At 54.3% G+C, this 14,463-nt stretch carries 20 protein-coding genes; 3 read left to right on the top strand and 17 right to left on the bottom strand.

Annotation, left to right across the window (positions count from 1 at the left end):
• Positions 1–16 precede the first annotated feature (16 nt).
• The 15 genes from QQM41_RS04465 to QQM41_RS04535 form a co-directional block, all read right to left on the bottom strand.
• On the bottom strand, positions 17–1,306 hold the full coding sequence (locus QQM41_RS04465; protein WP_339077835.1) for a P22 phage major capsid protein family protein: 1,290 nt from the start codon (positions 1,304–1,306) through the stop codon (positions 17–19).
• Between the two features lie 143 nt (positions 1,307–1,449).
• On the bottom strand, positions 1,450–2,277 hold the full coding sequence (locus QQM41_RS04470) for a hypothetical protein (protein ID WP_339077836.1): 828 nt from the start codon (positions 2,275–2,277) through the stop codon (positions 1,450–1,452).
• Positions 2,274–4,496 (bottom strand): portal protein, encoded by a 2,223-nt coding sequence (locus tag QQM41_RS04475; protein WP_339077837.1) that lies wholly within the window; start codon positions 4,494–4,496, stop codon positions 2,274–2,276. Before QQM41_RS04475 ends, QQM41_RS04470 begins: the two co-directional genes overlap by 4 nt.
• Positions 4,497–4,551: 55 nt before the next feature.
• Positions 4,552–5,826, bottom strand: coding sequence for a PBSX family phage terminase large subunit (locus QQM41_RS04480; RefSeq protein WP_339077838.1), 1,275 nt, complete (start codon positions 5,824–5,826; stop codon positions 4,552–4,554).
• A complete protein-coding gene (locus QQM41_RS04485; protein ID WP_339077839.1) occupies positions 5,819–6,127 on the bottom strand; it encodes a DUF5681 domain-containing protein in 309 nt (102 codons plus the stop codon). Before QQM41_RS04485 ends, QQM41_RS04480 begins: the two co-directional genes overlap by 8 nt.
• A gap of 182 nt (positions 6,128–6,309) precedes the next feature.
• Positions 6,310–6,513, bottom strand: coding sequence for a hypothetical protein (locus tag QQM41_RS04490; protein WP_339077840.1), 204 nt, complete (start codon positions 6,511–6,513; stop codon positions 6,310–6,312).
• A 398-nt stretch (positions 6,514–6,911) separates the two neighbouring features.
• On the bottom strand, positions 6,912–7,097 hold the full coding sequence (locus QQM41_RS04495; RefSeq protein ID WP_339077225.1) for a hypothetical protein: 186 nt from the start codon (positions 7,095–7,097) through the stop codon (positions 6,912–6,914).
• Positions 7,098–7,205: 108 nt separating this feature from the next.
• On the bottom strand, positions 7,206–8,705 hold the full coding sequence (locus tag QQM41_RS04500) for a replicative DNA helicase (RefSeq protein WP_339077841.1): 1,500 nt from the start codon (positions 8,703–8,705) through the stop codon (positions 7,206–7,208).
• The gene (locus QQM41_RS04505; RefSeq protein WP_339077842.1) at positions 8,702–9,529 is read right to left on the bottom strand and encodes a hypothetical protein; all 828 of its coding nucleotides are present in this window, start codon (positions 9,527–9,529) and stop codon (positions 8,702–8,704) included. Before QQM41_RS04505 ends, QQM41_RS04500 begins: the two co-directional genes overlap by 4 nt.
• 110 nt (positions 9,530–9,639) lie before the next feature.
• The gene (locus QQM41_RS04510; RefSeq protein ID WP_339077843.1) at positions 9,640–9,867 is read right to left on the bottom strand and encodes a hypothetical protein; all 228 of its coding nucleotides are present in this window, start codon (positions 9,865–9,867) and stop codon (positions 9,640–9,642) included.
• Positions 9,868–9,990: 123 nt separating this feature from the next.
• The gene (locus QQM41_RS04515; protein ID WP_070323762.1) at positions 9,991–10,413 is read right to left on the bottom strand and encodes a hypothetical protein; all 423 of its coding nucleotides are present in this window, start codon (positions 10,411–10,413) and stop codon (positions 9,991–9,993) included.
• Positions 10,410–10,613, bottom strand: coding sequence for a hypothetical protein (locus QQM41_RS04520; protein ID WP_088364744.1), 204 nt, complete (start codon positions 10,611–10,613; stop codon positions 10,410–10,412). The genes QQM41_RS04515 and QQM41_RS04520 overlap by 4 nt, the downstream gene beginning before the upstream one ends.
• A 3-nt stretch (positions 10,614–10,616) precedes the next feature.
• A complete protein-coding gene (locus QQM41_RS04525) occupies positions 10,617–10,895 on the bottom strand; it encodes a DUF2312 domain-containing protein (RefSeq protein WP_339077844.1) in 279 nt (92 codons plus the stop codon).
• Positions 10,892–11,110, bottom strand: a complete 219-nt coding sequence (locus QQM41_RS04530) for a hypothetical protein (RefSeq protein ID WP_339077845.1) — start codon at positions 11,108–11,110, stop codon at positions 10,892–10,894. The genes QQM41_RS04525 and QQM41_RS04530 overlap by 4 nt, the downstream gene beginning before the upstream one ends.
• Positions 11,111–11,198: 88 nt before the next feature.
• Positions 11,199–11,489, bottom strand: coding sequence for a hypothetical protein (locus QQM41_RS04535; protein ID WP_157668576.1), 291 nt, complete (start codon positions 11,487–11,489; stop codon positions 11,199–11,201).
• Positions 11,490–11,645: 156 nt separating this feature from the next.
• Between QQM41_RS04535 and QQM41_RS04540 the strand changes: the two genes are divergently transcribed.
• Positions 11,646–11,885 (top strand): hypothetical protein, encoded by a 240-nt coding sequence (locus tag QQM41_RS04540; RefSeq protein WP_128105844.1) that lies wholly within the window; start codon positions 11,646–11,648, stop codon positions 11,883–11,885.
• A 2-nt stretch (positions 11,886–11,887) separates the two neighbouring features.
• On the opposite strand, the gene ssb is transcribed toward QQM41_RS04540, so the two are convergent.
• Complete coding sequence (gene ssb / locus QQM41_RS04545; protein WP_339077846.1) at positions 11,888–12,352, bottom strand: single-stranded DNA-binding protein; 465 nt, start codon at positions 12,350–12,352, stop codon at positions 11,888–11,890.
• 519 nt (positions 12,353–12,871) lie between these two features.
• On the opposite strand from ssb, the gene QQM41_RS04550 reads away from it, so the two are divergent.
• Entirely contained in the window at positions 12,872–13,147 is a 276-nt protein-coding gene (locus QQM41_RS04550; RefSeq protein ID WP_339077847.1) for a hypothetical protein, read from the top strand.
• A gap of 63 nt (positions 13,148–13,210) precedes the next feature.
• Here QQM41_RS04550 and QQM41_RS04555 read toward each other — a convergent pair whose 3' ends face one another.
• Positions 13,211–13,381, bottom strand: a complete 171-nt coding sequence (locus QQM41_RS04555) for a hypothetical protein (protein ID WP_339077848.1) — start codon at positions 13,379–13,381, stop codon at positions 13,211–13,213.
• Positions 13,382–13,697: 316 nt separating this feature from the next.
• Here QQM41_RS04555 and QQM41_RS04560 point away from each other — a divergent pair, with 316 nt between their 5' ends.
• Positions 13,698–14,450: a S24 family peptidase gene (locus QQM41_RS04560; RefSeq protein WP_019089161.1), complete on the top strand. Its 753-nt coding sequence runs from the start codon at positions 13,698–13,700 to the stop codon at positions 14,448–14,450.
• Positions 14,451–14,463: the final 13 nt, after the last annotated feature.

Raw genomic sequence — 14,463 nt, forward strand, 5'->3', positions numbered from 1 at the left:
TTTGGATACGGACGCATCAGCCTGCGTCAATGATATCCGGAACGATGCACATCCATTCGGGGCGCAGAACGCCAATTCCGAACAACACATCAAGGCGCGTGCCCAGCGTATCGTCTGTGCCGGTGTAGTAGGTCAGCGTACGCATGGAGATGCCATCGAGATTGGCGCGTCCGCAGTCCACAACGCCCTTGCTGACCTCCATCAGGTCAACAGTCACCATTGTCATGGCCTGTTTGTTGAACAGCAGGTTGCGGCGGATGGTTTCGCCCTGCTTGCCGACAAGGTTGATGGCGGCATCAGCCTGCGGGGCTTTGTCCACGGTCTGATACTGCGCCTGAGAGCCATCGGCAGACGGGCCGACAAGAGCAGGAGACACCACGATAGACGTGGCACCAGACGCAGCAGCCTGCGTAACTACAAACTGCATCGGCGTGCCGTAGGACTGCTTTGTCACACGGTTCACCTGATTAACGCCAGCAATGGTGATCACGTCACCAACGTTCAGGCCACCATTCAGTGCAGAACAGCCTATAACCGAGTTCTGCGGGTATGCGGTCGGGCTGATCTGCCCAGGAATGGCGTTGCCAGTGTTGGTGATGTTGGTCACACTGCCGGTGGCCGTCGCCTTCCCGTCATAGGAGCCAGTGGTGGTGACCAAGCACGTCTGATCGCTGATCCACTCCTTCACGCCCAGCAGCGGAGCCTGCATGGAGCCGGTTGTGGTCTGGTCGCCAATCTTGGCCTGTGGGTTGAACAGACCCATCAGGCCAGACACTGTGTTGGCATCTGTGTCAGGATCAAGAACAGCAAAGCGGTCCATGGTCGGCGCATGCTGCTTGGTGAGCTTGGCCTTTGCTTTCAGCCATGTGTCAGAGGACGGCGCAATGGTGGCGCCAGTCTCATCCGTGTTGCGCACCATGTTGGCCGCACCCAGAGCAAGCTGCATGGCGATATTGGCAACGGTACCGGTCAGGTTATTGACTGACGGCTCAATGTAGCGACCACTGAAATCATCGATATTCAGGGTGCGTTCCTGCGTATCAAACGACAGAGAGACGTGCTTGCGGTAAGCAATCGTCAGCGGAATGGAGCGCTCGGTAATGGACTGCGGGCTGACAACAGCGCCATCACCCACCACTGGATCGTTCGGCAGGCGGACGTTAACGGATGCGCCAATCTTCGCGCCGGACTTGCCGAAATAGCTGTCATAGGAACGGTCCACGTTCCGGATGAAACCGTTGGTATCACGGAAAAGCGGCAGAGCACGCTTCGTGATGATCATGTCGTTAATAAGTTGGTTTGCCACGGGTTCTTCGGCTCACTACATGGCGCCCTTGCGCCTATCGTGCCGCTCTCGTCAAAGACAGAACGTGTGCCGGTTAGTGCACCGGAAACAGCCGGGTTAGCGCCCCCGTGGCGTTTTTTTGCGGGGTTACTGCCCCGCGCAGGTTATGACCGAACCCCGGCCTTCCAGAGACGATCAAATTCAGCAGGGGAAAGATTGGGGTCATAAATCGACCTCTTCCCCTTTGTAGCCGCTCCGGACGGAGCAGAAACGGGAGGCGGCGCTTTGGAAATTCCAGGGGATGCTGGCGTTGCCCCCTGCCCTGCCGGTTTTCCTACCTTCTCCGCGAACTGCGACAGCAATGCAAACTGACGGCGCGGTGACGCATCAATGATGCTGCTTGCTGTGTCCGGGTCGTGAGCCAGAGCATAGTACACATCGCCTGCATTCGGCAACTCTGATATGTCAGAAATCAACTCACGGTGCGCAGGATTGTTGAAATCAAGACCAGCCTGATCGACTAGCAGCCGCGATGCCTGCGCAACAGCAGCTTCACCATGAGTAGAAGCAACCGCCTTCGCAATCTGGTTGGACTGATCATTGAATTTCTGCGCAGCCGCGGCTTCTCCGGCCAGCCGTTCGTAACGTTGGCGTTCCTGCTGCCGGATCTGATCAGGCGTAAGCTGATCTTCCTGCGGCTCATCACCACGGGCAGAAGCAAGCGCACGCCTGAGATTTTCCGCCTCCTCCCGCTCCTTCTGGTATTGACGCTCAGCTTCCCGGCGCTCAAACGTCAGCTTGTCAATTTTGCGCTGCATCCATGCGGGCACAGGCTTTTTATCATCCTGTGCTGCCGGTTGGCTGGAAGATTGCTCACCACCTTCGCCAGATACCTGCTCACCCTGCTCTCCTGTATTCAGTGCGCTGGGCGCAGTGTCGGTTGCGATATCTGGCGTCACTTCTGTTGCGGGGGCTTCGATGGTTTCGCTCATGCGTCAACGGCTCCTGTTACGGGATTGGGCGCGTGTATTTCACCGCCGGGAGGATTGGAGGATGGCAGGCGCGGAAGCGGTGCCGGTGGACCATCCTGTATAGGCGCTGACATCGGCGAGGACTGGCTGCCCTGCAACGCCTCAGCTACCAGCTGATGCACCAGAACGCGCAACGCATCAGGATCAGTCGAGCCAATGGCCGCCATCCTGTCCGTCTCAGCTTTGTAGCGGGCAGTGTCTTCTGCCATCGCATCCTTGACTTGCGTATGCTTCTGCGCGTCAGCCTTAATCTGAATATCAGCCTGCTTGTCTTTAATCTGCTGCTGCAACTGCCCGACTTGCCCCTGCAACTGCTGAATAAGCTGCTGAGCCTGCCCAAGGCGCGGATCATCAGACGCTGGCTTGAGCCGGTCGGCAATTTCATCAGCCAGCGGGAAATCTGCGCTCAGGAAAACAAGGTCTCCAATCTGCCCCATAAGTTGTGGGTCAGCCTGAATGATCTGCACCAAGGAATTGAAGGCATCCTGCTTACGTGTGGCAAAAGCCGGGCCAACGTCTGCCTCAACATCATAGCGACCAATGGTCGGGTTAATCGCGAGGATCGCCCCTTCAATCTGGCGCTGCTTCTGCAGAGGCATACCCTGCGGCAGTTGCTGAGGCTGACCATCTGCACCGGGTGGTAATGCGACCTGCGCTGCCTGCTGCAATGCTGGATCAACCACAACACCCGTCTGTGCGCCATCCATGCCGAGAGACTGCACAGCCCGCTGCGTGTCATACACCTTCGGGATGGCATCAATCAGCAGACGGCCAATGTAACGAAGCGCCATGCCCTGATTGTCGGTGTAGTGGTAGTTTGCCGTGTCAGACTGGCGCTGGCGCTGCTGAATAGCCACGCCAGACTTTTCGTTGCCCGGTGCGCCCATCTCCGCCTGATACTGGCCTGTAACCATCTGCATCCACTGGTCAGCAGACTGCATTCCCTGAAAATGACCGGTAGAACCTGATGGCGGCTCAATGCGCGTGGGAACGGGCAGCGGCGTGGATGTATCATGATCAACCGCATTATATGGCAGATAAGCTGCATTGCTTGTATTGGCAGCAGCCCACTGCTCCTCGTATCCCTCGATGGCCTCAGACGAGGCAAGCCATGGCGCTTTAGTCTGAAGCGCAACACTCTCCACATAGGCGCTGGCCGTGTAGTTGAACATGCGTTGCGGATCGATAAGGGCGCGCACCAACCCTGCATAATCCGCATCATTCCCATCAGTGGCGCGGGTCTCAATTCCGATAAACGGAACCAGAGGGATAAGAGAGAACACTGTATCGCCCTGAGCAATAACAGTATTGCCCGCAATGATGATCTTCTCGACTGCATGCGAAGTCACAGGGCGGGATGGCGCATTCATGGCGCGGCACATCTTCACCATTTCTTCGGGCATAGTGCTTTCACGCATGGGGCGCACAGAACCATCCGGCATCATGCAGGCCCACAGCGTGTCTTTCTTCTCGCTGCGCCGGTAATACGTGGCAACGCGTACGGTGTTGTCAGTCACCCACCCGCTGTCTGATTCCAATCCAGATATCGGGTCGCGGGAAATGTCTTCGTGTCCCGGATACATGCGGTCAAACTCAGACCGATCCATCTCCTCGACTATCATTGCCCAGTTCTGGTCCGAGTGATCTGGCTCTTGGGCGGCTGGGTCGAAATATACGTTCAACGAATTGGGCACGGACTTTATGAAAAAGTCCTGATCGAACGTGTCCACGCCGGGCACGTAATCTGTGACAACATGCACCCAACCCAAACCAGTCCGCACCTGCCCTTGAATAGCGCAGGCATACGCGTTCTGCTGAGCGTTGGACTGATATTCGATATGGCGGATAATGCCCTCAATCGCATCAGCTGCCTCAGACATGGAGCCAAAGCCGGTCGCATTGACCTTGACGCCCATCTGAGACTGCCGGGCCTCATTCTCAACCTGAAAGACGTGCTGGGCAGTTTTGTTGATCGTCAGGCATGGGCGAGGTGAGCCCCCAAATGTTCCAGCGCGGGCCTGATAAACAGCATCATCCCACTGAGCATGATTGTAAGCATCGGCATGGAAGAAGCGCAGATCATCACGCGCCCGGCTCCGCCACTGGCTCGTATGCGCCTGAGATTCATCATATCGCCTCTGAACCTCAGATATCAGATCATCGTCTGTGTTTTCTGCCATGTTTACCGAATATCACATTCAATCCGCGCCTGTACAGTAAAATAGGATTTTATTCCTATGCGCTCATCCAGCCTGTTCCAACCCCAGCCAAAGGTAGGCGCTTGGGTTTCTTTTTCTGCTCCTTGGGGCGAGGATCATTGATCGCAACGGCCAGCTGCCGGAAAGCATCTGCGCCATGGGAGGCATCATCATGCAAAGGCTTTGACGAATACTGACCAGTTTGCTGATCCACATCGTACCTATATCTGCGCAGGCAATCGAGACCATCGGCACAATTAACCTCGTCAAACCAGACGCGAGGGAACAGCGTTCTCGCTGCGCTGATACCAGACTTAATCGGCAACATGGGCAGCACTGTCACCGGCATACCCCGCGCACGCAACTGGCTGGCTATAGTTTTCCCTGCTGCACTCAACTGCCCCTGATTGGCATCGTGCGGGAGAAAATGGCGCTCATACGTGTATCCCTGCCGCTCCAGCCACGCGACATAGTGGTCGAGGCCTTCCATGCGGTTTTGGTAAAAGCCGATAACGCGAATATCGAAGCCGACTTTTTGCCACAGCCATATTGAGGTCATGTCAGACCAACCCAAATCCCATGCGGAAAACACTGGGTATTTCGGGTCATACGGTACAGTGGTTATGCGCAGCTCTTCTGTTGCCTGCCGCATCTCATTGGCATAAATGGCGCCCTCAAGGGATTGGCGCGGATGCCCTTCCCAGACATGCAGCCATTCATCCTCGTTCTTGGCCTTCAACTCCTCCATTTCTTCGCGCAGGACATCTGGGAAAAATGGGTTCTGCTGCCAATTAATCTTGCGAACAATGGCATTGCGCGGTGGATTGGCTATGAAGCGTTGATAGGTCTCGTCCGTCTGAAGATCCGGGTTCATGCTGATCCAGATTTCAGAGCCGGGGGCGCGGATGGTCGGGATTAGAATATCCCATGAACCTTTAGAAATAGACTGAGCCTCTTCAACCCACGCGATGTTTGCACCCTCGAAGGACTTGATTCCCGCAATGTTATGTCGCAGGCCGGCGAAAAAGAACTGCGTCCCGTTGCGCCCGATGATCGTGGTTTTCTGAACCTCATAAAAAGCATGCAGGTCATAGGCATCGATCAGCTCTGCCAGCAGCTTATGCACGCTCTCGCTGATCTTGTTCTGGAACTCACGGCAGCACAGAACCGTAAGATTCTGCTGCATGCCCTTAACGAGGAGCGCCCGCCCAATCGAATGAGACTTGGCTGATCCTCGACCGCCATACAGAACCTTGTAGCGGCTCGCCTCAAAAAGGAACTCAAATGCAGACGGTATCTGGATCTCAGGCATTCTTGCTGATGAACACCACCGTTGCATTTAGGTCTGTGGTCTCTCCGTCCTTATCGACTGCCTGAAACTGCGCCGGGATAAGTGAAGCGACCACCTTCACATATTCGTTTGGCTTTTCCACGCGCATGTTCTGGATGGCGGTGATGCCATGCTCCTGAAAGTCATCGAACAGGGCAGAGATAAAAGATTCCGAAAGCTTATTACGGCTCCCCTTCACGCGCCCTTTCGGGTTCCCGGATTGCCCCGGCTTGAACGGCTTTCCCCGCTGCTTTGCCGCTGTAGAAGCAGCAGATTTACTCACCCAACCCTCCAACCATTATCTGCACACATCGCCGCTCTGGGCGCTTACTGCGTGGAAATAGAAAACTACCAATATGCCAACCACCACACTCACGGCACGCATATGGCTCCAGAGCTTTCTCAAAAACGCGCCGCATTTGACGAGCCCTCTGTTCAGCACGCTTGCGACCGATGAAACGCTGCTTACCGTTGCACTTCTTGGAGGCCATTTCCTCGCTCCTGCAACATAGCTTTCTGCGCCTCAGTCAACGGCACACCAGCCCGCACATTCTGCAACGCACAGGCCACATTCCAATCAACTGGCGCTGTGTATGTTCCCACGTTACCGGGCTTCAGAAAGTCTGGTAGGTTTTCGCGCCATTTCATGCTCATGACAGGATTTTCCATGTGAAATATCCGAGAACGGCGAACAATAATACGCAGCCGATACCAGTCGTAGCGTTATACGCTACATCAGCCCATGTATGGTGGATTTCCTGCATTACGCTATGCCCTTCGGAGCCTCAGCCAGCGCAAACTTCCCCATTACAGCTTTTGCACCGTGCTCTTTTACGCCTCGCCAAAATGCCCATATGCCAGCAGGTGTAATTTTCCATAGAAGCTCTGTTTCCGTCTCTCTCGCCAATTTCAGCCATGAGCCGTCAATAGAGAGATTTGAGAAAGGCCCATGCTCTGGTATAGGCTTCTCGCTCAACGCGATGTAGCGTTTTAGAAACTGCGTTTGCTGCAATGAGGGTGTCATACGCTGATGGAATCACAAATCTCCCAGAAAGTACAGGGAAAACTTACCCTTTCGGCCCCTTCATCCAATCATCCCGAAGCGGCAGGATTTCCTCATCCAGCAACCCCGGCTCTGGCTCGTGTATGGGCGGCAGATTGGTGTGTGGCTCTTGCGCTGTTTCACGCCGGTTTGTCGGCCATTCGTGCCAGCCTATTAGGTCGGCACCCACAAAATCTCCGATTATCAACATACCCCTAAAATCCCCATATCTTCCCGCAGAGTGCGCCATATCCGCTTCTGCTGTCATTTATCGTTCTCATGCTCTAACCACGCTCTCCGTGAAACCTCGTGGCTGTTTTTACCATGCTGGGCTTTCTTCACCCTCGGACATGTCGCGGAACCACGTCTGCGGCCCATTGAACAGCATCGGGATATCGCCGGTACTGCCTTGGCGGTTCTTGTCCACAATCCATGTGGCCTTACCCCGTGACGCATCCAGCTTGCGGTAGTAGTCGTCCTGCCGCTGCATGAATTTATCCATCGTCTCGCCCGGCTTTTGCTCCGGCAGCCCCTCTTTCGCGAGATAGTATTCCTCTCGGTAAAGCAGCACGATCATGGAGGCGTCCTGCTCCAAGTTGCCGCTATCTCGCAGGTCAGCCCCTGTTGGCCGCTTGTTGTCCCGTTTCTCCACGTCTCGGTTCAACTGCTGCAACGCGATCACTGGCACGTTTAGGGATTTTGCCATGGCCAGCAGATCAGCAGAGATTTCGGAAACTTCTGCATAGCGTCCTTGCTTTCGCGCTGTTTGGGAGCCACGCATCAGCGCCAGATAATCCACCACAACCATGGCTAGCCCCTTCTTGGAGCGCGCCATACGCCGCGCAACGCTGTAGAGCTTTGCGACCGTGATTGCCGGAGTATCGTTGATCACCAGCGGGATCTTAGCAGCGTCTAGCTGGGCTGATACAATCCGATCCCATTGCTCCTGATGCAGCGGCGTTCCGGGGGCATATTCACCCTGCGCAATTTCTTCGCCGCGGTTCTTGCCGGAGCGAATGCACTGAACGGGAATGTTGGTTTTTGCTGCAAGGAGACGCTGGGAAATCTGCCGGTCACTCACTTCGCCAGACCAGTAGAGAACCTGCTTGCCCGTTGCTTTGGCCGCCCGGATGGCAATGCCAACCCCTGCTGCAGTTTTCCCCATTGCTGGACGACCTGCCAGAATGGTCAGCGTGCCATTTTCCAGACCGCCGGATATGGCATCGAACCGAGCATATCCCGTTGGTGTTCCGATTACGCCATCGATCTGCGAAGCCCTTTGCGCCGCCTCTAGCACGGACGCCATGGAATCACTCACGCCAACCGTCCGAATGTCCGAACGATCACGGCTGATGGTCAGCATAGCTTCCTCAACGTGATCGACAACATCCTGCGCCGTCCGACCATCTGGGCGCGTCACCATCTCCCGCATATCACCCGACAGTTCGAGCATCTGCCTACGCACCCACAGATCCCGAACCGTTTCCGCGTAACGCCGGTTTCCCATCACGCCCACAAGGCTTCCAGTGATGATCGGAGCAATCTTCTCCCATCCACCGGCAGCCTCCACTTCCGGACTACCGACCAAGACCTGCCGGAGCATGATCGGGTTTGGCTCTGTCCCAGCGATGATTAGGCGCTCGGATGTTTCGTAAATCAGCCGATTGAGCGGTGAGTAGAAATACCTCGGCTCCAGCACATCGCAAACATCGTCGTAAACGCGGGAATTGGTCATGAGGCCGCCAAGGATGGCCTGCTCGGCTTGCAGATCGAACGGCATTTCAGCCCCGAGTTCTGCCCGGTCAAATGTGCCGCTCATGCCGCATCTCCCTGCGGGATGTTGTGCTGCGCCATCCATGCGGTTTGAAACTCACGCATCGAGATGGGGCGCTCCTGACGACCGATCGCATTGCGAGCGTAGAGCGTGTAATCCTTGCCCATCTGGCGCGTCCATTCCGGCTCTGCTGCGGCGGCAGTTGCTTCGGACGCAGCGATGGCTCCAGAGGCCAAGGCTTCCTGAACGGGGGTATTAAACCACCTTGGGAGCTTGCCTTTCCCGCTCCCCCGTTCGCAACGGGTGCGGATTACGTCCAAGATCACCTCACGGGCCTGCTCAGCGGAATACCCTCGGTCATGGGCATCAGCCAGCCATTGGCGCACAATGCCAAAATCCACCCGCTCACGAGAGGGGTCTTTCCCGACGATCTCCAAAATCTCATTCCCAAGCGGAATGAATTTCTCAACCCAGTCTGGGCGCGTGTGTTTGCCAGCGCCTAAGCTGTTGGTTTTTTCTTTCTTATTTATTCTTTCTTCTGCTTCTGCTTCTGCTTCTGCTTTTATCCGCGTGGGGTTTAACCCCTTGGTTAAGCCGGGGGTTAAACCCCGATCGCCATTTTGGGTTAAGGCAGGATTGCCACCTTTCTTGCCATTTTCGGCAGATTTCCGCGAAATTCCAGCATCTCGAACCATGCGGCGAGAGAATATAAAACCGTTTTCATCGCGAGAAAAAACGCCATTATTTTCGAGTTCTTCGACAAGTTTTTTGCATTTCTTTTCAGAAATTCTGGAAAGTTGCGCGAGTTCTTTTGAAGAAACTTTCGTTTTTCCGATGATTAAAAAGCCTTTTTTCTCCGCATCAGCCATGATGCAAAGCATATCCATCCACAGGCCACGCGCTTCTAACGAGCACAAATTGAGTGCTGGATCACGCTGCCAATCCTGCCACCAAAACTTAGACCAATTGCGAGAAGCCATTACAGCGCCTCCCATTCACGCATATTCTTGAAAACGGATGCCTCTGTCTCATACAGTTCATCTATCTCGGCATCTGAATAGCCATAGTTGATGGCATCTTTCAGCGCAGACATAAGCGCATGCCGGCAGGCCAATATTCGGCGCATGCCTTCTACCCTGATGATATTTTCAGGGGTGGAAATCAGCTTTAAATCATTGTACACTGGTGTTACAGCGTGATTAGCCATCGTCTTGTTACTCCAAGATTGTGGTCAGAAGGCCGCTGGTTCGGGGGAGCCGGGCGGCCTTCGTCATGTTAGCAGGGTTGCGCCCCGTTGGGTACGGGGTCGCAGGTGAAAAATTACTGATAATCACGGCAATATCTCCGTAATCGTCACCACTGTTTTTTGGTCGCATAAACGGCTTTTGACAGCGCGAATATCGAACGTGGCATATTCCGGCCCATCGTCCACAATGAAGCCCAGACCGCGTTTATTCCGCACACGCTGGCGCGCTCCCGGCTTCCTTACATTGAGCAACTTTGGTGTGGTTAGGCTATCAATCAGGAACTTGGCCCCACCCTGTACGCCGTCATGATCCGGCGTGCCACAGGAATGACGCTCAATAGATACATGCGCTTTCTGAAATGGCTCAGGAACGCGCATGTTAACAGTCGCGCAGGCAACAGCGCGGGCCATCTTCTGGCGCATCCGTGTAAGCGCAAAACGGCTTTGGCCTATGCTGTGGTTTAGCAATGGATAGGGTTCAGGAAGCTCAAAGCGAATTACCCTCATGCGAACCGTCCTGCGCCATCACGGCGGCGGCCAAGGCGTAGCGCATTGTTCTGCAAACGGAGCTGCCGGTTTTCTTCGCGCAATCTGATGTTTTCAGCATTCCGGCGCGTGACAGCCTCCAGAAAGCGGGCATTTTCTGCCCGCAGTTGAGTGTTCTCACGCTGGAGTTTAGCGTCTGGGGATAGGAGCGTTTTCAACATGGCTTACATCCCAAGCGCACGGCGATAAACGTCAAGCAAGGTTTCCTGTTCTTCCACTTCGGCAGGCTCCTGCTTACGAATACGGATGATCTGACGCAGCACTTTCACATCGAAGCCAGCGGATTTCGCTTCGGTGAATACGTCCTTAATGTCTCCTGCCAGAGCCTTGCGTTCTTCTTCCAGGCGCTCAACGCGTTCAATTATGCTTCTCAGCCGATCAGCGGCAATGCCGCCCACTTCCGGATCATTGCTGTTGTGGCCTGCCATTTCTGTTGTGTTCATCGGTTCATTCCTCTTTTTGCAGGCACACACATCGGCACAACGATGTAGCCAAGGGCGTTGATAATGCTTTCTGGTATGTCGCGTTTGTGCGACAGGACTTCCGAAACAACCGAGCGGGAAACGCCAGTTTTACGTGACCACGCACTTTGACCGCCGGCCAGTTCAACCGCATCGGCTAAACGGCTACGGATTTCGGATACTGGGAATGAGGTCATTTCTTTAGTTCTTCCCTCGCAGCCTTCAACGCGCGGTCCATTTTGTCTGCCCACGTATCCCAATCAAACCATGACACATGAACCCATGTTACGTGGACGGATGGAGGCGGTCCGCTGTGTGCTCGGAACCATGCGAAACGGCAGAGCCTGAGTTTAATCCACGGCATTTCTCTCCTTCGCGCTCTTTGCGGCGCTGCTGAACGAGTGCATTCACTTCGTCAGCGATAGAGTCACAGGAGGCCATCAGCTCAATAAGCGCCTCAGCATCGGGTGCATTGGTTCCTGATAGCCAGTTACGCGCGGCCCGCGGCGTTTTCATCGCAGAACGGGCCAGCATTTCTGCCGCAAATCGGAAAGGCTCAAACTCGCGTTTGATCATATTCAAGAGCCTGTCACGGACAGGCGTGTGTACGGCGCCCATCATTTGCGGAAACTTTCGGTCATTTTTTGACTGTTTAAGGGCGTGAATTGCCCGATCATTCCACATCGTTTTCCTCCATTCTCCGTTTTGTGAGAACGGGAGATCGGAGAAACGATGAAGAAGGAGACTGAATTCGGAACTGTAGAGTTCGGGGGCACATACTCCCCCGATTTGCTGAACGCCTGCGATGCCGCGCCAGATATCCCGCACGGCACGCCGTTCCTCTGGAACGCCATTGTGCGCAACGCGATCATCTGGGCGCAGCTCAACCCCCACGCCACCATCAGGCAGCGCGTGCTTTTGCTACAGGACGTAGCCGACAAGCTGGGGGTTGATGCGGCGTGCATTGGATAGGCTCAGAACGGGATTTCATCGTCCAGATCGGGATTGCCTTGGGGGATATCCCATCCACCGGACCGCTGATTGTTCTGGCTACGACCTTGCTGTTGGCGCGGGGCATCGCCTGCGTCTTTATTATCCAGCAACACCAACTCGCCACGATAAGCCGCAATCACGACTTCCGTTGTATAGCGTTCCTGCCCACCCTGATCTGTCCATTTACGGGTTTGCAGAGAGCCTTCCAGATATACCTTGCGGCCCTTACGCAGGAAGCGCTCGGCTACATCTGCAAGACGTTCATTGAAAATAGAGACTCTGTGCCACTCGGTGCGCTCGCGTTTTTCGCCAGATGCGCGGTCATTCCATGTGTCACTGGTGGCCAGCGAGAAAGACACGATCTTCGCGCCGCCCTGCGTGGTACGCACATCCGGATCTTTGCCCAGATTGCCAACAAGCGTGACCTTGTTTACGGAGCCGGCCATTAGAACCAACCCATGCTGGAAGCATATGAATTGCAGCTATCACAAAGGAAGCGGCATTTATGGCGCGTTGTAAAAACCTTATGGCATCTGCTGCATGGGCGCGTGCGAAAATTGGGATTTTCAGAAGGCACATGAGTATTACCAATGGAGGTCATTTTCTCCTTCAGTTTAGTAACCGCGCTACGCTGCGCTTCCCCGCGCCGTTTCAAGCTGTCTTCCAAACGCTTTTTCTTGACTTCATCAGAAATCACAAATGCCGTACTCGCCTTCCACTGGCAGCTACGCACAGTGCGGTTGAGAGTGGCGCAGATCGCTGCCCAACTTTTCCCCGCATTCACCATGCGTTCGAGTGATTTCACTTCTGCCGCAGTCCACGCCTTCATCGCGCCGCCTCCCCGTCCGTACGGGCATGCGTACAAGACTGCATGACCGGCTGGGTGTCTGGGGCTACCGTTTCAGTGCGTGAGGGAGTCGTAACCTCCCCCATGCTTTCACCATCTTTTGGAGAGGATGAATTCGATGTCTCAATCTCAGCCAGCCATGACATTAAAACTTCTGTCTTTACGTCGAGAAGGCGAATGCCTTTCAGCCGGGAAAGCAGAAGTGACGATAGGTCTGACTTCACACTACGGCACGCTTCCGGTCGCAGGAACTCTGACAGTAACGATTCCAGAGGGGGCATTGCTTGAACAAATGCCTCACGGCGTGAACTCAATTCCTCAGCAAGTCTTGAGGTCAATTGTTCTCGCTTATTACAAGGCACAAGAAGAAGATGGCGGCCCTGTTCTGGCGTGATCAGAAACCCGCTCGCCTCAAAAGCGATGGCACAGGCTCGTGAAAGTTTTTCGTTGTCGCTCATTACGCTTTCCCACCATCTTTGGAGGAAGCTGGTGCAGAAAGAAGCCAATTAAGGAGTTCTTCGGCCTCGGCAATGCGATCTACCATAAGGCCGGGGCCAGTTTGCATAAGGGCCCATGCACGCTGATCCTCTTTCGTCATATTATGGATTGATTCAGCAACGTAACCCATCGCGTAGCCTCCTGTGCTGGGGTGCCAACAGACGAAGCCGATAAGAAGTCGTTGGCTGTCACTTCCCCATTAGTAGCCTCTTCAATTTTCTTGAGAATGCGAGCAGACGGAAACCGAATGCCCTGCATATACCGGTAGATTGTGGCCGGCCCTTTGACGCCAATTTTGCTGCCAAAAGCACGGGCAGTCTCATTATTCTGAGAAAGATATTCTGAAAGCTGCATAGGTTAAGTATCCACTATGGACACTCAATGTCAATGCAAAAATATCCACAACGGATACCGACACCCAGAGAGAGGAAACTTATAATCAGCGCATGACTCAAGATTCCATCCCAAGTGGCAATATCGCTAAATATTTGCGCGCCTATCTCGACTTCCACGGCAAGAAGCAGGTGGAATTAACGGATGTCATTAATAAGCAAAAGGCCGGGATTAGTAAGATTGTAAACTGCGAACGCGGCCTCAAGGCGGAAGATGCCATGAAGATATGGTCGTGGCTTGGGTATAAAGACGATCAGTGGCGCCGCCTATATGTTGAACCCCCAAAATCTATGGAAGCCATCTATCCTGTAAATGCTTCTCCAATAGAAGTGCGGGGAGATGTCGAAGCTGGTGTTTGGCGAGAGGCTATGGAATGGCCGCCTTTTGATCGGTATAAAATCACTGTTCCCGTTGATTCCTCATATGGAAATATACCCAGATACGGCCTCTTAGTGCGTGGCGACAGTATGAATAAGGTGTTCCCTGATGGCACAGTTGTGATTGTAATAAATTATGCTGATCTTGGCAGGAGCCCGAGAACTGGCGACTATGCCGTCGCTCTGCGACGGTCCCGGTGCGGTAGTGAATTTGAGGCTACCGTGAAAGCAGTCCAGGTGTCAGAAAACGGCGATATGATATTATGGCCGCAAAGCTTCAGCCCTGACTTCAAGCCTGTGATACTTCATGCAGACAGAAGTGGAGACTATGGAAATGGTATGGATGGGCACTCTAATGGGGCCCCAGACGTTCAGATTTTAGCCGTTGTTGTGGGAGCTTACCAAAGCATCCCCCGCGCCTCTTTTTAATGTCGCCAATTTA

The organism is Acetobacter sp. AC2005 (genome assembly GCF_037901235.1).
GTDB lineage: Bacteria > Pseudomonadota > Alphaproteobacteria > Acetobacterales > Acetobacteraceae > Acetobacter > Acetobacter oryzoeni.